At 61.1% G+C, this 17,638-nt stretch carries 13 protein-coding genes; 8 read left to right on the forward strand and 5 right to left on the reverse strand.

The annotated features are described in order from the left end of the window. Positions 1-67: 67 nt before the first annotated feature. Positions 68-1,210, reverse strand: coding sequence for a hypothetical protein (locus DQG19_RS16830; RefSeq protein ID WP_116127459.1), 1,143 nt, complete (start codon positions 1,208-1,210; stop codon positions 68-70). 132 nt (positions 1,211-1,342) lie between these two features. Here DQG19_RS16830 and lepA point away from each other — a divergent pair, with 132 nt between their 5' ends. The 4 genes from lepA to DQG19_RS16850 all read left to right on the forward strand — a co-directional run bounded on the left by lepA (position 1,343) and on the right by DQG19_RS16850 (position 7,849). Next, entirely contained in the window at positions 1,343-3,130 is a 1,788-nt protein-coding gene (gene lepA / locus DQG19_RS16835; protein ID WP_116127460.1) for a translation elongation factor 4, read from the forward strand. Between the two features lie 101 nt (positions 3,131-3,231). Beyond that, positions 3,232-5,769, forward strand: coding sequence for a transglycosylase domain-containing protein (locus tag DQG19_RS16840; protein ID WP_116127461.1), 2,538 nt, complete (start codon positions 3,232-3,234; stop codon positions 5,767-5,769). Between the two features lie 19 nt (positions 5,770-5,788). Further along, positions 5,789-6,937 (forward strand): glycosyltransferase, encoded by a 1,149-nt coding sequence (locus tag DQG19_RS16845; RefSeq protein ID WP_116127462.1) that lies wholly within the window; start codon positions 5,789-5,791, stop codon positions 6,935-6,937. A gap of 9 nt (positions 6,938-6,946) precedes the next feature. Further along, a complete protein-coding gene (locus tag DQG19_RS16850) occupies positions 6,947-7,849 on the forward strand; it encodes a glycosyltransferase family 2 protein (RefSeq protein WP_116127463.1) in 903 nt (300 codons plus the stop codon). Between the two features lie 301 nt (positions 7,850-8,150). Here DQG19_RS16850 and purB read toward each other — a convergent pair whose 3' ends face one another. The 3 genes from purB to DQG19_RS16865 all read right to left on the reverse strand — a co-directional run bounded on the left by purB (position 8,151) and on the right by DQG19_RS16865 (position 10,932). After that, positions 8,151-9,491 (reverse strand): adenylosuccinate lyase, encoded by a 1,341-nt coding sequence (gene purB / locus DQG19_RS16855; protein WP_198661781.1) that lies wholly within the window; start codon positions 9,489-9,491, stop codon positions 8,151-8,153. 43 nt (positions 9,492-9,534) lie between these two features. Further along, on the reverse strand, positions 9,535-10,467 hold the full coding sequence (locus DQG19_RS16860) for a hypothetical protein (protein WP_198661782.1): 933 nt from the start codon (positions 10,465-10,467) through the stop codon (positions 9,535-9,537). A 90-nt stretch (positions 10,468-10,557) separates the two neighbouring features. Continuing rightward, positions 10,558-10,932 carry a hypothetical protein gene (locus tag DQG19_RS16865; protein ID WP_116127466.1) on the reverse strand — a complete coding sequence of 125 codons (375 nt, stop codon included), beginning with the start codon at positions 10,930-10,932 and terminating at the stop codon, positions 10,558-10,560. Between the two features lie 146 nt (positions 10,933-11,078). Here DQG19_RS16865 and DQG19_RS16870 point away from each other — a divergent pair, with 146 nt between their 5' ends. The 4 genes from DQG19_RS16870 to DQG19_RS16885 all read left to right on the forward strand — a co-directional run bounded on the left by DQG19_RS16870 (position 11,079) and on the right by DQG19_RS16885 (position 14,386). Then, positions 11,079-11,306, forward strand: coding sequence for a CcmD family protein (locus DQG19_RS16870; RefSeq protein WP_116127467.1), 228 nt, complete (start codon positions 11,079-11,081; stop codon positions 11,304-11,306). Continuing rightward, a complete protein-coding gene (locus DQG19_RS16875; protein ID WP_116127468.1) occupies positions 11,299-12,717 on the forward strand; it encodes a Glu/Leu/Phe/Val family dehydrogenase in 1,419 nt (472 codons plus the stop codon). Before DQG19_RS16870 ends, DQG19_RS16875 begins: the two co-directional genes overlap by 8 nt. A 104-nt stretch (positions 12,718-12,821) precedes the next feature. Further along, positions 12,822-13,307 carry an Lrp/AsnC family transcriptional regulator gene (locus DQG19_RS16880; protein ID WP_116127469.1) on the forward strand — a complete coding sequence of 162 codons (486 nt, stop codon included), beginning with the start codon at positions 12,822-12,824 and terminating at the stop codon, positions 13,305-13,307. A gap of 194 nt (positions 13,308-13,501) precedes the next feature. After that, positions 13,502-14,386 carry a carbon-nitrogen hydrolase gene (locus DQG19_RS16885; RefSeq protein ID WP_198661783.1) on the forward strand — a complete coding sequence of 295 codons (885 nt, stop codon included), beginning with the start codon at positions 13,502-13,504 and terminating at the stop codon, positions 14,384-14,386. On the opposite strand, the gene DQG19_RS16890 is transcribed toward DQG19_RS16885, so the two are convergent. Continuing rightward, the gene (locus tag DQG19_RS16890) at positions 14,383-17,559 is read right to left on the reverse strand and encodes a TonB-dependent receptor domain-containing protein (RefSeq protein WP_116127470.1); all 3,177 of its coding nucleotides are present in this window, start codon (positions 17,557-17,559) and stop codon (positions 14,383-14,385) included. The genes DQG19_RS16885 and DQG19_RS16890 overlap by 4 nt on opposite strands. Between the last annotated feature and the right edge of the window lie 79 nt (positions 17,560-17,638).

Genomic DNA, 17,638 nt, shown 5'->3' on the forward strand with positions numbered 1-17,638 from the left:
CCGGGGGTTTTGGCGGCGGCGGCGCGCGGGTGTAAGGTAGCGTACGCAAGCCCAGAACGGCCGGGCTTCACCACCGCAGTCGGTACCCCAGGGAGGTCAGCAGCTGACTGCCGGGCCGGCGCTGTATCTGCCCCGGGAGGTGCTCGTACTGCAGGCTCAGCCGAAAATTACCGTGGTCCACGGTCAGCCCCCCGTTCAGCAGGAAATAGTTGTTAGAAAAGAAGCTGCGAAAGCTCGACGTCAGGGCATTATAGTTGCTGAGTCCTCCGGTAACTTGAAGGCGTACGCCCGGGATGTCGAGCGGGATGAAGCCCACCGAGAGGTTGCCCCGCAGCATCGTCTGCTGCACGTCGGACGCCTCCTGCCACCGGAAGGATTGGTAGATGTAGTCGACCGAGGCCAGGATGGAGAGCCACCGGAAGCGATCCACGAAGTGGGTACTCGCCTGGTAACCCAGTCCCGCACTGAATTGCTGATCGCTGAAGTCGCCGTCGCGGCTGTCGAGGTAACTCGCCCGGACGTGGTGCTCGATCTCCAACGTACCCGATAACCGGTTGCGGTCCAGCGCTACTTCCCGACCCGCCCCGCAACCGGCGTAGGCGTCGATGACCTGCAGTATGTCGCTGTCGTAAAAGCGGGCGTCGCGGGCCAGTTCGGTGGCGGTGTAGCAGTCGCCGACGAAGAACTTCAGCAGGTTGCGGAAACGCGACGGGTTGGCGTGCGGTCGGTCGTACACCCGGATCGAGGTGAGCTTCAGCACGAGTTCCACGTCGTCGCGCCGTAACAGGTAGAGGTAGGGGCGGCTGTCGGCGGCCTCCGCCGGATATTCGCTGACGGACAGGGCCACTTTCACGAGTTCAACGTCGCCACTCGCCAGCACTTCTCCGAAGCGGCGCTGCCGGGTGATCCGGCCGGTTTCGGGGTCGGGCAGGCTTACCTCCACCGTACGGAAGTGGCGGTCACCGCCTTCCAGGTGGTAGCTTTCTACGTTTGCGGGGGCCAGGGTGCGCGTTTTGCCGTCTGGTCCGCGGTACGTCAGTTGCCGTGCGCCGTCGACGGTAGCCACCCGCCGCACGTTCACCTGAAGTACGCTGCCGTCGGTCAGGACTACCTCGTCCGACTGGGCTGCCAGGGCCGTAGGCGTGACGGCCACCAGCAGGATAAGCAGGGTAGTTTGCAGTACAGCGCGAAGGTCGGCAACGGCGTTCATGCCGATAAGATACCGGATTCACCGCGAGATCCGTCGGCTGGGAGCCCCGGGGACCGGTAGCCGACGAAAACCGCAGGCAGCGGCCCGGCGTTAGCTATCTTTGCGTTTCATACCCCGTAAGTCAGCCCTGCCTTGAAGAATATCCGCAATTTCTGCGTCATCGCCCACATCGATCACGGTAAATCGACCCTGTCGGACCGCCTGCTCGACTTCACCCAGTCCGTCGCCGAACGCGAGCGAATGGATCAGCAGCTCGACGACATGGACCTCGAGCGCGAGCGTGGCATCACCATCAAGAGCCACGCCATCCAGATGCACTACCCCCACACCGACGGGGAGATGTACACCTTCAACATGATCGACACGCCGGGCCACGTCGACTTCAGCTACGAGGTTTCCCGCTCCATCGCCGCCTGCGAGGGCGCCCTCTTGCTCGTCGACGCCACCCAGGGGATCCAGGCCCAGACGATCTCCAACCTTTTCCTGGCCCTCGAGCACGAGCTGGAGATCATCCCGGTACTGAATAAGGTCGACATGGAAACGGCCATGATCGAGGAGATGGCCGATCAGATGATCGAGCTGACCGGCTGTGCCCGCGAAGACATCATCCTCGCGAGTGGAAAGACCGGTATCGGCGTACCCGAGATCATGAAGGCCGTGGTCGAGCGCGTGCCGCCCCCCAGCGGCGATCCCAAGGCCCCCCTGCAGGCCCTGATCTTCGACTCGGTGTTCAACCCCTTCCGCGGCGTCATCGCCTACGTGCGGGTCATGAACGGCGAGCTAAACAAGAACGACAACCTTCGCTTCATCGCTACGGGCTCCGTCTACGAGGCCAATGAGGTGGGAGCCATGGAGATCACGCCCAAGCCCCAGGACAAGATCAGCTGCGGCAACGTAGGCTACATCGTCACCGGCCTGAAGACTTCCTCGGAGATCAAGGTGGGGGACACGGTCACCCTCGACGACCGCCCCGGGCCGCGCCTCTCCGGCTTCGAGGAGGTAAAGCCCATGGTCTTCGCGGGCATCTTCCCCCTCGATAACGACGACTTCGAACCCTTGCGCGACAGCCTCGAAAAACTGCAGCTTAACGATGCCAGCCTCGTCTTCGAACCTGAGACCTCGGCGGCCCTCGGCTACGGCTTCCGCTGCGGCTTCCTCGGGATGCTGCACCTGGAGATCGTTCAGGAGCGCCTGTTCCGGGAGTTCAACATGGACGTGATCACCACGGTGCCCAACGTGACCTACCGCGTCACCGACACCAAGGGCAACGTCTCCGAGATCCGCAACCCCGCCGAGCTCCCCGACGTCAACCACCGCTCCATGGTGGAGGAGCCGATGATCTACGCCCAGATCATTACGACCACCGACTACATCGGGGCCATCATGACCCTGTGCATCGACAAGCGCGGTACGCTCACTAAACAAACCTACCTGAGTCCGCAACGGGTCGAGCTCCACTTCGAGCTGCCGCTGGCCGAGATCGTCTTCGATTTCTACGACCGCCTCAAGTCCATCAGCCGCGGCTACGCCAGCTTCGACTACCAGCCCAAGGGGTACCAGGAAACGGACCTGGTCCGCATGGACATCAAGCTCAACGGCGAGAACGTCGATGCACTATCGGCACTCGTCCACCGCACCAAGGCCGAGTACATCGGACGGGGCATGTGCAAGAAACTGCGCGAGCTTCTGCCCCGGCAGCAGTTCATGATCGCCATCCAGGCCGCCATCGGTGCCAAGGTGATCGCCCGGGAGACGCTCTCCGCGATGCGCAAGGACGTGACCGCCAAATGTTACGGCGGCGATATCTCCCGCAAGCGCAAACTGCTCGAGAAGCAGAAGGCCGGTAAGCGCAAGATGCGGCAGTTCGGGAAAGTGGAAGTGCCGCAGAAGGCCTTCCTCGACGTACTGAAACTCGACTGACGTCGGCCGGGGCGCGTACCTTCCGGTACCACGCGCCCTGCGTGGTACGTTAGCAGTACGGCTTTCTTTTTTGACAGACTACCTGACAAGACCTCACCGCGATGTCCAAGCTTAAATCTTTCCTCTTTTCCGACACCACGGGCTGGCGCCGCCTGGCCCTCAACCTGGTCTGGTTCTTTGCCTTCGCTATTCCCATCGGTATCGTGCTGCTGTTCGTCGGCCTCAGTTTCACCGACCTGCCCTCGGTCACCGAGCTGGAGAACCCGAAGAACAATGAGGCAAGTCCCGTCCTTGCCAGCGACGGCAGTGTCCTCGGACGTTACTTCGTCGAGAACCGGGTTATGGTCGATTTCAAGGACCTCGGACCCCACCTCGAAGCCGCCCTCGTCAGCACGGAAGACGAACGCTACTACGACCACAGCGGCATCGACTGGCAGTCCCTGCCGCGGGTCGTAATTAAAACCGCCATTCTGGGGCAGGAATCCTCCGGCGGTGGTTCGACCATCTCCCAGCAGCTGGCCAAGCTCCTCTTCACCAAGCAGGTGAGCGCCAACCTGATGGAGCGCGGCTTCCAGAAACTGAAGGAATGGATCATCGCCGTCCGCCTCGAGCGCAAGTACACCAAGGAGGAGATCATCGCGATGTACCTCAACCGCTACGACTTCATCAACGGCGCCCAGGGCATCCGAGCCGCGGCCGAGAACTACTTTGACGGTAAGCGACCCGATGAGCTCACCGTCGAGCAGGCCGCCATGCTGATCGGGATGCTCAAGAACGCCTCCTTCTACAACCCCCTGCAGTACCCCGAGCGGGTCACGCAGCGCCGCAACCAGGTGCTGGTCCAGATGGTACGCAACAACCGCATCTCCCGGACCGAATACGATTCCCTTTCCGCCCTGCCGCTGGGCATCAGCTTTACCCGCCAGCAGCACGACGACGGACTGGCGCCCTACTTCCGCATGGTCCTGGCCAAGGAAGCCAAGCAGATCCTGAGCCAGGAACCCTACCTCAAGTCCGACGGTCAGCCCTACGATATCTACCGCGACGGCCTTACCTTCTATACGACCATAGACCCCGAGATGCAGCGCATCGCCGAGGAGCAGGCGCGCGTTCACATGCAGGCCCTGCAGAAGGAATTCTTCCGCCACTGGAAGAATCTTGACCCCTGGACCTACACCAACCCCGGCAGCGAAACGGAGGTGCGCGTCGAGCGCCGCCGGGAGAGCCTGGAGAATGCCGTGCGACAGTCCGACCGCTATCAGGCCTACCGCGGATCGATCCTGATCCCGGTCATCGACCGCATCTCCGAGCGGATGGAGTTTCGCTTCTCCCGCAACGACCGCGAAATCCAGCGGATGGTGGAGGAAGAGGAAAACCCCGGCGTAATCACCGAGGCCGTCCGCACCAACATGATTTCCGAAGACTTCGCCGCCAAGCACCGGCAGGTGATGAATCTCGAAGAGTGGTCGGACCTGAAGGCCGCCTGGGAAAAGCTGCAGTCGACCGTCCGGAGCGAATTCGACAAGGAAACCAACATGCGGGTCTTCACCTACGACAACGACCGGATGCAGACCGATACGCTCATGACCCCGCTCGACAGCATCCGCTACCACAAGATGATCCTCCAGATCGGCAGCATCTCCGTCGAGCCGAGCACTGGATTCGTCCGTACCTGGATCGGGGGCAGCAACTTCAAGTGGTTCAAGTTCGACCACGTCACGACCAAGCGGCAGGTCGGCTCCACCTTCAAGCCCTTCGTCTACGCGGCCAGCATCGACCTGCGCGGCATCACCCCCTGCCTCCGGGTACTCGACCAGCCGGTGACCATCGGTCCCGGCGACGGCAATTTCCACCTGCAAAAGGAGTGGACGCCCCGCAACTCCAACGGCGGCTATAGCTACCAGGATTTTACCCTCTACCAGGGGCTGAAGAACTCCGTCAACTCCATCTCCGCCTACCTCATGAAGGAGCTGGCTTCGACCGAGCCCGTGCGCAACATGGTCGCCAATATGGGTATCCCCAAGGAACAGATTCCCGACGCGCCCTCCATCGCCCTCGGATCGGTCGACCTGACGGTGCAGCAACTCACCGGTGCGTACACCACCTTCGGCAACAACGGCGTATTCATCCGGCCGGTCTTCCTGACGCGCATCGAGGACCGCACGGGCCGCGTCATCTACGAGTACCTGCCGGAAGAGCAGCCGGCCATCAGTCCGCAGGCCAACTACGTCATGGTCAACATGCTCTCCCGCGCCTCGGTCGGTAACCTCGGCGGCGTGAAGGGCCCGGTGGGCGGCAAGACCGGTACCACCAACGACCAGACGGACGGCTGGTACATGGGCATCACCCCCGAGCTGATTGTAGGTACCTGGGTCGGCGGCGACGACCGCTGGATCCGCTTCCGCAGCCTCGCACTGGGGGCCGGCTCCAACATGGCCAAGCCCTTCTTCCGCCGCTTCGTCAGCGCGGCCCAGGACAACGAGACCATCGCCTGGGACACCCAGAAGGACTGGATCAAGCCCGCCGGCGAAGTAGGCATCGAGATGAATTGCGACGCCTATAACGGCGGCAACGACGACCTCTTCGAGGACGGACAACTGCTACCCGACGATCCCTTCGGTAACAGCCCCGACTTTTAGGGCGGGGAACGCAGGTGCGATGAACGTTCTTTTCCTTAGCGCCTGGTGGCCTACCCGCGTTTTTCCCACCCACGGCAACTTCGTGGAAAAGCACGCGCGGGTCGTGGCCCGGCGGCACCAGCTTACCGTGGTGGCGGTGCAGGAGGACTACGAATTACCCCTGGGCACACGGGAGATCATGGAAACCGTACGCGAAGGATTCCGCGAGATCATTGTCTACTTCGGTAAACGTGATGCGCAGGGCCAATTCGGGCGGCTGAAGGCCCGCTTCCTGGCGTATCGCCGCGGCATCAAACTGGCAGAACGGCTGGACGGGCGACCTGACGTGGTGCACGCCAACCTGCTGCTTGATGCAGGGGTGATCGCGGGCTTGTATGCGCTTGAGAGCCGGGTTCCGTTCGTAGTCTCGGAGCACGCCAGCCGCTATACTCAAGCTCGGCCGTTGCCAATCCTGCGTAGCGTCCTTGCGAAGTGGGCGTGCCGTCGTGCCGCCTTGGTATTACCGGTTTCTGCCCAGCTCGCGGACAGTATGCAGAGCAAGCATCATCTCCGCGGCAATTACCGTGTCGTCAGTAATGTGGTAGATACTAGCCTGTTCCGCCCCGCCTTGTCCAAGCCGCCTGACTCCCGCATGCGCCTGTTGCACGTATCCAACTTTCGGGAGGAAACAAAAAATATCACGGGGCTCCTCCGGTCGTACCGTCGGCTTTCGGAGCGACACCCGCATCGCTACAGGCTTACCTTGGCGGGCGACGGAGACCTAGAGGAAGTCCGGGAACGGATATCCTCGGTCGGCCTAACGGATGCCGAGGTGAACGTATCCGGCCCGCACTCCGAAGCGGAGGTTGCCCGGCTAATGCAGACGCACGATGTATTCGTGCTCTTCAGTCACCGGGAGACGCAGGGTGTGGTCTTGCTCGAAGCCATGGCGGTCGGGCTTCCGTGCATCGCAAGCGGAATAGGGGACGACCTCATCGTAGATGGCCTAAACGGATACCGGGTCGAGGCGGCGAACGAGGACCAGCTGGTCTCTGCCCTTGAGCGTATGCATACGGCTTACCCAGACTTCTCCCCCGTAGCCATCCGCGACACGGCCGTAAAGCGCTACGGAGAACACCGCGTTCTGCAACAACTGGAGGAGGTCTACAACGCCGCACTGATCGACTAACACAAAGCGATGCCACCCCTGTTTACCGTTGTCATTCCCACCCACGACCGTCCCGATCTGCTACTTCGGGCAGTAGCTAGTGTGAAAGCTCAACGTTTTGGTGATTGGGAGGTGATCGTGGTTGATGATTGCTCGGAGCAGCCAGTCTCCCTTGCTTCGGTCAGCGGTGGTGATACCCGCGTTCGCCTGGTCACCAATCGCACGAATATGGGCCCCGGGGCCTCCCGCCACATCGGTGCCGAGCTTGCCACCGGCAGATTTCTATGCTTCCTGGATGATGATGACTATTATCTCCCGCATTACCTAACTGAGCTCGCCGAATACCTGGAGTTGCAGACGGGACAACTCGCCCTGACGGTAACCGCCATGCTAACGGAAATGCCGAATGGCGAACGGCGGCTCGGGGGGAAGTACGATGAGCAACGGGATGTGTTGCGGCAATACTGGGAGCAACCCGTGAGTTTACTGCCATTCGTCATTCCGGCTACGGTAGCCCGCCGGTGGCCCCCCTCCAGTATCCCTTCACCGATCGAGGATTTCGAGTGGTTGTGTACGCTGTTAAGTCAGGTAGGCTGCTCTACGCTAGGTATCGCTGGGGTGGTATACGTTACCCATCCGGAAAACCGGACGGTAACCCTCACCCGGCGGAGGGATTTGCTGGCGCGCGAAGCCGTCCTCATGCGGTTGGCCTCCCATTCAGCGATTAACCGGCGTATCAAATCCCAATCCTATACCGATAAGCTGATTCACCAGCGGCTCCACTGGACCCGCCAGTGCATTCGTCAGCGACAGTGGAAGAACGCAGGTTGGGGATTGAGTCGATCGATAAACCTCGGATCACTCAACCGCGTCCGCGAGTGGACGTACACCCTTTCGGTGCTCCTGCGGACGCTGCTCAGGATCGAAGTATAGCGTAGGGAAGTTTGTCCTTACCGACACTTGCCAGTACCCGGGCAGGTAGCCATTGTACCTGAATTCGAGATAACCGGTAATATCCAGCAGGAAATTCGACAGCCGTTGGTACCGGTTACCCAGGGGACAGGGGGCGGAGCCTTGCGTATCAGCATGGCGGGGACGACGCGCGCTCCGGAGGCTTTGGTCGTCGGGAAGCATCAGTGTCGGGGAGTAGCGGTGTTGCGCCGCCCTGAATGCCGCAGACCTTTCCACGCCCCTTAGAGTTATTAGTTGGGTAAGCGTGGGGTTGCGTATGCGCTCAGAACCGACCCACGTAATTCTCGGGACGGATTCGCCGCAACTCGGCTTTGAGACCGTCCGCTACGTCCAATCCGTCGATAAATTCGTGGATGACCGTCTCGTCGATCTTCGCCTTTCCCCGGGTGAGGTCCTTCAGGGCCTCGTAGGGTTTGGGGTAGCCTTCCCGGCGTAGTACATTCTGGATGGCCTCGGCGGTCACCATCCAGTTGGCCTCCAGGTCGGCGGCAAGCTTGTCGGGATTAAGCAGCAACTTACCCAGGCCCTTCTCCATGGCCTGGATCGAAATGAGGACGTGGGCCAGGGGGACACCCAGGTTACGTAGGACGGTCGAATCGGTGAGGTCACGCTGCAGACGACTAACGGGCAGCTTGTCAGCCAGATGGGTAAAGAGCGCCCGGGCGATACCGAGGTTGCCTTCCGCATTCTCGAAGTCGATGGGATTCACCTTGTGGGGCATGGCCGAACTGCCGATCTCGCCGGCAACGGTCTGCTGCCGGAAATACTCCATACTGATGTAGGTCCACACGTCGCGGCACAGGTCGATCAGGATGGTGCACAAGCGCGTCAGGGCGTGAAAGGTGGCCCCCAGGTTGTCGTAGTGCTCGATCTGGGTTGTCGGATAGCTCCGCTGCAGGCCGAGGTCATTGTTGACGAAGGCCGTAGCGAAGGCGTGCCAGTCGGTATCCGGATAGCTGACGTAGTGGGCGTTCATGTTTCCCGTGGCGCCACCGAATTTGGCCGACAGGGGTACCTCCTTTAGCTGCCGGAGCTGCTCCCGCAGGCGGGCGGTCCAGACGGCGAATTCCTTACCAAGGAGGGTGGGGGAGGCGGGCTGCCCGTGCGTTTTTGCCAGCATGGGGGTATCCCGCCATTCGGTGACGCGCTCATCCAGTCGGTCCAGCAGTCCCTCGAAGGCGGGATAAATGACTTCGTCGAGCCCGTCGCGCAGGCTGAGGGGGACGGCCGTATTGTTGATGTCCTGGCTGGTGAGCCCGAAGTGAGTGAATTCAATGATGTCACCCAGTCCCCGCTCCTGAAGCTTTTCTTTGACGAAGTATTCTACGGCCTTGACGTCGTGGTTGGTAACCCGCTCGGTGGCCTTGATCGATTGGGCGTCCTCGGTGCTAAATTCTGCGACGATCGAGGCAAGACCGGATACTGCTTCCGCATCGACGTTCCGCAGTTGGGGCAGTCCCATCCGGTGCAGCGCCTGGAGGTAACGCACCTCTACCAGTACCCGGTACCGGATGAGGCCGTACTCACTAAAGTACGGGGCGAGGGGTTCGGTTTTTGAGGCGTAGCGACCGTCAATGGGACTGATGGCGTGAAGCTCGGACATGGCTGTGATTTGCCGGCAAAGGTAGCCGATGCATTTAGTTTTGCTAGCCGGAGGACCAGAAACGCCTGGCCAACTTTCTAAGCAAGCGGCGGGGGAGCCGTTTGGCGATGCCGAAATAATCGTATGCTTCGTGGTCGACTCCGTGCTCCCGTATCAGCGCAGCAAGACTGGCTCCGGCGGGAAAGCGCGACAAGTCCTTACGCAACGCTCTCGCCATCCTGGGAAGCGTAAAGGCCCGGTGGTAGTGCAAATGCGATTTGCCGCTGAAGTCCCGGTAATCCTGCGGAGGATCCTCCCACTGGTCCAAAATGTGTACCGGGTAATTAAATTCCTCGGGAAGCGGGCGCACAGTTAGGTCGAGTGCTGCGATCGTCGCGCTTAGGACACTCTGCTCGACAAAACCCCGACCCGAGTCCGGCTGCAAATTTTGCTCCATTACGCTCTCGAAGTTTTTCAGCCAGGCGTTGAAAAGTCCGTTGGCGCGCGCGGTGATCACCATGCCGGAATTGTAGTATTCGAGAATGTTCTTCCGATCTACGGTCGTGGTGACGTGATTTGCTCTCCGCACCCCGAGCAGTTTATAAAGGTTAGCCCAGTACTTGCCATTAGGGTCGTTGAAGTTCGGCGTAGTTCCGATCAATTGTATGTCAACCGGACGGATCCAGACGTCACCCGCTACCACTTCGGAAAGGAAGTCCGGGGGGTTGAGGAATGCGGTATCCGTATCCAGGAACATCAGAATATCGGCCGAGCTTTCTCTCTCCCGGTGGGCGCAGGCCAGCGGCTTATTGGCAAAGGCATAATCAACATAGTCTACATTGAGGGGTAAGTCTACCGTTTCGACACCATGGTTCTGGAAGAACCGGAGGGTCGGGGCACTGGGAACACGATCGGGCCGCGGACTATAGCTGAAGACCTTCGCGTGCCGGATCGGGCCGCCGAACTCTCTGATGCTCGAAACCAATACCTTGGCCATCCCCTCCAGGGGACCGCTTTCGGTACAGATGATGATTTCGATGGATGGATGCGGAGCGGGCAAGAGCGATTCAATCGGTACCGCAGCAAGCTACACAAAGAACTCCTCATCCAGTTCGGTCTGCTGCCGCTCATCGCGGCGGAGGTGGTATGGTTTGGAATCGTTGTCGCGCTGCAGCCGTTGGTCGACCCGGGTGATGGGCGTGCGGTTGCTGGCAAGTAGGCAGCGGTCGTTGCGGAAGACGTCGACGGTAATGAAGCCGAACCAGTTCATGCCGATCTCCACGCGGTACTTGTCAATACTTTCCCCGTCGGGAGCGTCGACCGTGAAGTAGTGGTTGCGCCCGAAGATGCTGCAGCCGGAGCTGGTGAGTTCGCCGTTGAAGTACACCTTTTCCTCGCCGGTCCAGATGCTGTTGTGGATTTCGAGGAGGTCGTCGTTGATGGGCAGCGAGAGAATACGCATAGCGGAAGGGGTTGGTGATGTAGTAAACTTACGGCCCCGGCCGGCCCGGCGCCACTCCGGTAGACGAACGCCGGCAGATACCGGACGACCGGCAGTGCGGAGTGGCGGCAATGCTTACCTTCGCCCGTGCCTAACCAGCCGACACGATGCCAAGCTACCCCCGATTGATTGCTCTCCTCTGCACCTGCGTCACCGCCCTGCCGCTGCTGGCCCAGGCGGAAGCGGCCCCGCCCGCGGACTTTATGCGGAGTACCGGTAAGATATACGTGGTAGTGGCCGTTATCGTCGTCGTGTTTATCGGCCTGGCCTTCTACCTCTGGAGACTGGACCGCCGCCTTACCGATATTGAAAATCAAATTGAAGATCATGCGTGACACCTCTTTTCTGGACAGCGTAGGCACCTACTTTGATGCCGCTGCCCCCCACACCGGATTGCCCGACGGACTGCTGCGGCAGATCAAGGTCTGCAACTCCGTTTATCAGATCTACTTCCCCGTCAAGATCGACGGCGAGGTAAAGGTCATCGAGGCCTACCGGGCCCAGCACAGCCACCACCGCAGTCCCACCAAGGGGGGGATCCGGTACTCCAACCACGTCAACCAGGAGGAGGTCGTGGCCCTCGCTACCCTGATGTCGTACAAGTGCGCCATCGTCGACGTTCCCTTCGGGGGCGCCAAGGGGGGCGTGCGCATCAACCCCTGGGAGTACAGCGAGGCCGACCTGGAGAAAATTACCCGCCGCTACACCACCGAGCTGATCCGCCGCAAGTTTATCGGCCCGGCCATCGACGTGCCGGCACCCGACTACGGAACCGGCCCCCGGGAGATGGCCTGGATCTACGATACCTACCGGAGCTTTCACCCCGACGACATCAACGCGGCGGGCTGCGTCACCGGCAAGCCGGTCAGCCAGAATGGCGTGCGCGGCCGCACCGAAGCTACGGGGCGGGGCGTCTTCTACGGCATCCGGGAGGCCTGCAACGAGAAGAAGCTGATGGACAAGATCGGCCTCACCGTAGGCATCGAAGGCAAGACCATGGTCGTGCAGGGTCTCGGTAACGTGGGGTCCCACACGGCAACCATCAGCCAGGACGAGGGTGGCGTAAAGATCATCGGCGTATCCGAGGTCGAAGGCGCGATCTATAATCCGAAAGGCATGGACATCCACGACGTGATCCGTCACCGTGCCGAGACCGGCAGCATCCTGGACTACCCCGGAGCCCAGGCCTTCGGCAAGGACGAGCGCCGTGCGGTCATGGAATTCGAGTGTGACATTCTGGTGCCCGCCGCCCTGGAAAACCAGATCGACGAGGACAACGCCCACGCCGTAAAGGCCAAGCTCATTGCCGAGGCCGCCAACGGTCCGATCACGGCCGCCGGATCCAAGATTCTGGCCGAGCGCGGGATCGTCGTCCTGCCCGACATCTACCTCAACGCCGGCGGCGTAACGGTGAGTTACTTCGAGTGGCTCAAGAACCTCAGCCACATGCGTTTCGGTCGCCTGCAGAAACGATTTGACGAGCAGAACTACCGCCGCATCGTGGAGCAGATCGAGACGACCACCGGCAAGGCGATCAGCGACCGCGACCGGCAGATGATCATCCACGGTGCCGACGAGATCGACCTGGTACGCTCCGGACTGGAGGAAACCATGATCACCGGCTTCCAGGGAATCTTCAGTCTTTACGAGGAGAAGGAAGGCATTAACGACCTCCGGACGGCTGCTTTTGCACTGGCGATCAGTAAGATATCCAATGACTACATCAGCCTGGGAATTTGGCCCTAGTCGGCAGGGTAGCAAATAATATACTTGTCTACCGGAAATTGTGAAATAATTGTTGGTGCGGCTATCTTTGCCGCACCACCAATTAACAATTCACCTAAGCAAATATGTCCGACAAACTCGACAAGATCGACCTGAGCATCCTGAAAATTCTGCAGGACAACAGCAAGATCACCAATCTTGACCTTTCCAAACGAATCGGACTGAGTCCCGCACCCACCCTGGAGCGGGTAAAGAAGCTCGAGCAGAACGACGTGATCGAGAGCTACCACGCCAAGGTTAGCCCGGAAGCCATCGGCCTGATGGTGAAAACGTTCGTGCTCGTGTCGCTGGACTGGCGCAAGAGCCAGGCCCGGGAAAACTTTCTCGAGCAGGTGCAAAGCATCGACGAGATCACCGAGTGCTACATCATTACCGGCGAAGCCGACTTCCTGCTGAAGATCGTTTGCCAGGATATTCCCACCTACGAGCGGCTGCTCTTCAAGACCCTGCAACAGATCGATGAAATCGAGCGCCTGAAAACGCTGATGACCCTTTCCACGGTAAAGGACGTGAAGCGGCTTCCCTACGATTACGAGGGAGAAGGGAGTTAGTCATTTAGTTCTGTAGTTCTGTAGTGGCGGGCATCTGCCGGTCGCTCCGCTTCCGGAGTGGAGGAGTAGCGCGGAAGTGATCGGGCCGGCATGGCCGTTTGAGCCCTCATTTTTGCCTGAAGGATTAAAATGTGGTCCCCGAATCCATCCTTCCGGGCCTGGGCTTTGTACTGTTTGCTCAGTAAACGAGAAGGATGAGTACGTTGAATATCGGGATGGTCCAGCAGGCGAACAGCGGCGACCGGGAGGCTAATATTGCAAAGAGCGCAGCGGGGATCCGCAGGTGCAAGGAAGAGGGGGCGGAGCTCGTCGTGTTGCAGGAATTGCACACCGGGCTTTACTTCTGCCAGACGGAGGAAACCCAGGTCTTTGACCAGGCCGAGCCGATACCGGGGCCGAGCACCGAATACTTCGGCGCGCTAGCCCGGGAACTCGATCTCGTGCTGGTCCTCAGCCTTTTCGAGAGCCGTGCGCCCGGCCTCTGCCACAATACGGCCGTGGTTATCGAACGCGACGGCAGTATTGCCGGACGGTACCGGAAGATGCACATCCCCGACGACCCGGCCTATTACGAGAAATTCTACTTCACGCCCGGCGATATGGGGTTCAGGCCAATCGACACGAGCGTGGGCCGGCTTGGCGTGCTGGTGTGCTGGGATCAGTGGTACCCGGAAGCCGCACGGCTGATGGCCCTGGCCGGTGCCGAGGTGTTGATCTATCCCACCGCCATCGGGTACGAAAGCACCGACCCCGAGGAGGAGCAGGAGCGGCAGCGCGATGCCTGGATCATCAGTCAGCGGGGCCACGCCGTGTACAACGGCCTGCCCGTGGTGGCGGTCAACCGGACGGGCTTCGAGCCGGACCCCAGCGGGGTCACCGGAGGAATTCGATTCTGGGGCAGCAGCTTCGTGGCGGGGCCGCAGGGGGAGTACCTCTACCGGTCGCCCCGTGACGAAGAAGACGTGAAGGTGGTGGCCGTCGACCGCAAGCGAACCGCCGACGTGCGCCGCATCTGGCCCTTTTTCCGCGACCGTCGCATCGACGCCTACGGAGATCTGCTGCGGAGGTATATCGATTAGAAGCTGTACCGCAGGCCCAACTGCATCTGCCAGCGGCTCAGCAGGCTGAAGTCGTTGGTAAAGGTGGAGGTCAGGGCCGTATCGAAACTATACTCCGGCGTGCCGTCTTCGTCGAAGCCCGTCACGCCTACCGGCTGGGTCGTCGTCGGAAACTGCCTTATCCCCCAGTTGCTGTTGATGAGGTTACCGATGTTCAGGATGTCGAGGGTCAGCTGCACCAGGTTACTGCCGGAGAGCTGCAGGTCCTGCGCCAGGCGTACGTCCCAGTTGCTGTACCACGGGCTCAGGATGGCGTAGCGCTTGGCGTACTGCCCGCGGCGGCCGCTGAGGTAATCGTCCTGGGCGATGAAGGCGCCGTAGGCCTGCCGCTGGGCATCCCCCCCGGCAAAGGTCATCTGGGTAAGTTCGGCCTCCGTGGGGATGTAGATCAGATCGTTGAGGCCCGAGCCGTCGTTGTTGAGGTCGCCGCTGTAGGTGTAGCTGAACCGCCCGCCCTCGGCGTACTGCAGGAAGACGGCGAGGGTGGTGGCCCAGCGGTCCTCCGCGCCGTAGGTGAACCGCTTGTGCGCGCTGCCCACTACGCGGTGGCGGTTGCCGTACAGGCTGGGGCTCAGCACGGCGCGGTTCACGTTGCCGAAGGCCGGGTTGCGGTCGTAGGCATCGCCACTGATCTCCGCCTCGATGGAGCTGGCTTCCCGGGCGTCGAGAAAGTTATAGGCCAGGCTGGTGAAGAGACCGCTGGCAAAGTTCCGCTTCACCTCAACGGAGCCATTGAAGCTGTGGCCGATATCGGTATTCGTGAACACGTAGGCGTTCGTGGTACCGGCAATACCCTGTACGCGGTCCTCGGCGCGGTACACCGGCCGGTCGTCGACGCCCGGAAGGGTGCCTCCGGGCGTCCGCAGGCCGTAGTTGCGAACCATCATGGCGTTCTGGTCGGCGGTGTAGATGAGGTCGGTCGTTACGGTCCAGCCTTCCCCCAGTGCCAGGTCGGCGCCGAGGTTACTGCGCCACACCTGCGGAAACTGAAAACTCGGCGCGGTGACGGTGTAGAAGAAAAAGTCGGGGTTCGCGACCTGATTGCCGATCCACACAAAGGGAAAGCGACCGCTGAAGAGCCCGGAGCCGCCGCGCAGTTGGAAGGACTGATCTCCCCGGACATCCCAGTTGAAGCCCAGCCGGGGGGAGAACAAAAAGCTGTTGTCCGGCATTTCGGTCTGGTCGAAGGTGACCGACTGGTTGTTTTCGTCGTAGTAGACCACCGCGGGGGCGTAGGTGCCGCCCTCCTCGATGGTGCCGCCCTTGCGGTCGATGTTTTCCTGGGCCTTTTCAGGGGTGTTGAAGAAGAGCGGCTTATCCAGGCGCAGGCCCACCGTCAGGGTAAGGTCGGGGGTTACGTTGATCTCGTCCTGGGCGTAAAGCCCCAGTTGACCGACGTTCGTTTCCGCCAGGGCGAAACTGGTGCCCTGGTAGCCGTTGCCGGGGGCGGTTCCGGCCCCATACGCGGCCTCGGCACCGGCCACGGCCTCGTCAAACACCCCGTTGGCAATGCCTTCCAGGAAAGCTTCGGGGCTGGCCTGGGCCGCGGCATCGACCTGGATGAATATTCCGGGGTACAGTCCCAGATTAAAGCTGTTGTCGAAGTCGAAGCGCTCCAGGCTGACGCCGGCCGTGAGGGTGTGCTTGCCCGCGAAGTACTGCAGGTTATCGGTGAACTGCATGACCTTCTGGTCGAGCCGGTTATTGATGGAGAAGGGTTCGTGGCCCAGTACGATGTAGTTGGTGCCGTCGCGCTGCACCGTCAGGCTGGGAAATGGGGTGCTGAAGGGGTCGCGGTAGTCGGTGTAGGTCGTGTAACCTACCTGCAGCTTGTTGCTGAACTGCTTGGCGAAGAGGCTACGCCACTCCACGATACCTGACTGGATCTCGTTGTTGATGCGGTAGCCCGAATTGCGGAACTGCAGGGTAGTGGCGTCCGGACCGCGGCGGCCGAGCGCGCTGGGGTGGGCATTGTTGTCGCGGCTCGCGTTCAGGAAATTATAGGTCGCCGTGAGGGTGTTGCCGGGGGCAATGTTCCAGTCCAGCTTCAGCAACCCCTTTTCGTTGTCGGTATTCTGTAAGTAGCCCTCGTACGGGCCGGTAACGTATCCGAAGCGATCGAGGAGAGCGGCGGAGATCGCATCCAGGTCGGCGGCCTCCACGCGGCTCACCTGGTTGCCCGACAGGCCGCCCCGGGCGGCCAGGAAATTGCTGCCGAGATCCTCCCGCCGCTCCAGTTCAACATTGGCGAAGAAGAAGAGCTTGTCGCGGAGGATCGGCCCGCCAATGCTGGCCCCGGCCTGCACCTGCCGCAGGTCCGGTACGAAGATATCGTCGCCGGCCACGCGGTCGCCGGTCAGGTCCTGGTTGCGGAAGAACCCGAAGACCGTACCGGAGAAGTCGTTGGTGCCGCTCTTGGTCACGGCGTTAACGGCGGCACCGGTGAAGCCCGCCTGCGTTACGTCGTAGGGGGCGATGTTGACCTGGATCTGCTCGATGGCGTCCAGCGAGATGGGTTGGGCGTTGCTCTGGCCGCCGGCGGTGGCCGCGTCCAGTCCGAAGGGGTTGTTGAAGATGGAGCCGTCGAGGGTGAAGCTGTTGTACTGGTCGTTGCGGCCCCCGAAGCTGTTGCCGTCGGCGCTCGGCGTGAGGCGGGTGAAATCGCTCGCCGAACGGCTGATGGTCGGCAGGCGCTGCAGCTCGTCGGTGCCGATCTGGGTAGCGGCCCCGGTGCGGTCGCTGTTGATGACGTTGTTGCGGCCGGCGCTGACGACCACTTCGTCCAGCGTTTCGCCGTCGGCACCCAGGCTGATGTCGAGAAGCCGTTTTTCGCCCAGCTTCAACTGGACATCCGTAACGGTTTCAGTAGCGTAGCCTACGTAGCTGATGGTGAGGACATAGGGGCCCCCGATCCGCAGGTTATTCAGGTTGTAGTATCCGTCATCGAGGGCCGTGGTGCCGTACTGGGTGCCGGTCGGACCGTGTACGGCAAGGATGGTGGCCCCGTAAAGGCCCTCACCGGAGGTATCGGTAACCTGTCCGGCCAGGGAAGCGGTGGTGGCCTGGGCCCACAGTCCGAGGGGGAGTAACAGGCACAGGAATGTTAGTGACGGTAGGAAAAGCTTGCGGTTCATGGGGGCGTTGATTACCCCGCCACGGAACGGCCCCGGCGGGGGGGTGAGTCTTGCCGTGAAGATAATCAACGCCGGGGGT

The sequence above is a fragment of the Lewinella sp. IMCC34183 genome (assembly GCF_003390915.1).
Classification (GTDB): domain Bacteria; phylum Bacteroidota; class Bacteroidia; order Chitinophagales; family Saprospiraceae; genus Neolewinella.

Bases quoted from the DNA above. Each gene is read 5' to 3' on its own strand.
- DQG19_RS16885 (WP_198661783.1), top strand. From the start codon at position 13,502: ATGAGTACGTTGAATATCGGGATGGTCCAGCAGGCGAACAGCGGCGAC.
- DQG19_RS16850 (WP_116127463.1), top strand. From the start codon at position 6,947: ATGCCACCCCTGTTTACCGTTGTCATTCCCACCCACGACCGTCCCGAT.
- DQG19_RS16870 (WP_116127467.1), top strand. From the start codon at position 11,079: ATGCCAAGCTACCCCCGATTGATTGCTCTCCTCTGCACCTGCGTCACC.
- DQG19_RS16875 (WP_116127468.1), top strand. From the start codon at position 11,299: ATGCGTGACACCTCTTTTCTGGACAGCGTAGGCACCTACTTTGATGCC.
- purB (WP_198661781.1), bottom strand. From the start codon at position 9,491: ATGTCCGAGCTTCACGCCATCAGTCCCATTGACGGTCGCTACGCCTCA.
- DQG19_RS16890 (WP_116127470.1), bottom strand. From the start codon at position 17,559: ATGAACCGCAAGCTTTTCCTACCGTCACTAACATTCCTGTGCCTGTTA.
- DQG19_RS16840 (WP_116127461.1), top strand. From the start codon at position 3,232: ATGTCCAAGCTTAAATCTTTCCTCTTTTCCGACACCACGGGCTGGCGC.
- DQG19_RS16860 (WP_198661782.1), bottom strand. From the start codon at position 10,467: ATGGCCAAGGTATTGGTTTCGAGCATCAGAGAGTTCGGCGGCCCGATC.
- DQG19_RS16865 (WP_116127466.1), bottom strand. From the start codon at position 10,932: ATGCGTATTCTCTCGCTGCCCATCAACGACGACCTCCTCGAAATCCAC.
- DQG19_RS16830 (WP_116127459.1), bottom strand. From the start codon at position 1,210: ATGAACGCCGTTGCCGACCTTCGCGCTGTACTGCAAACTACCCTGCTT.
- DQG19_RS16845 (WP_116127462.1), top strand. From the start codon at position 5,789: ATGAACGTTCTTTTCCTTAGCGCCTGGTGGCCTACCCGCGTTTTTCCC.
- DQG19_RS16880 (WP_116127469.1), top strand. From the start codon at position 12,822: ATGTCCGACAAACTCGACAAGATCGACCTGAGCATCCTGAAAATTCTG.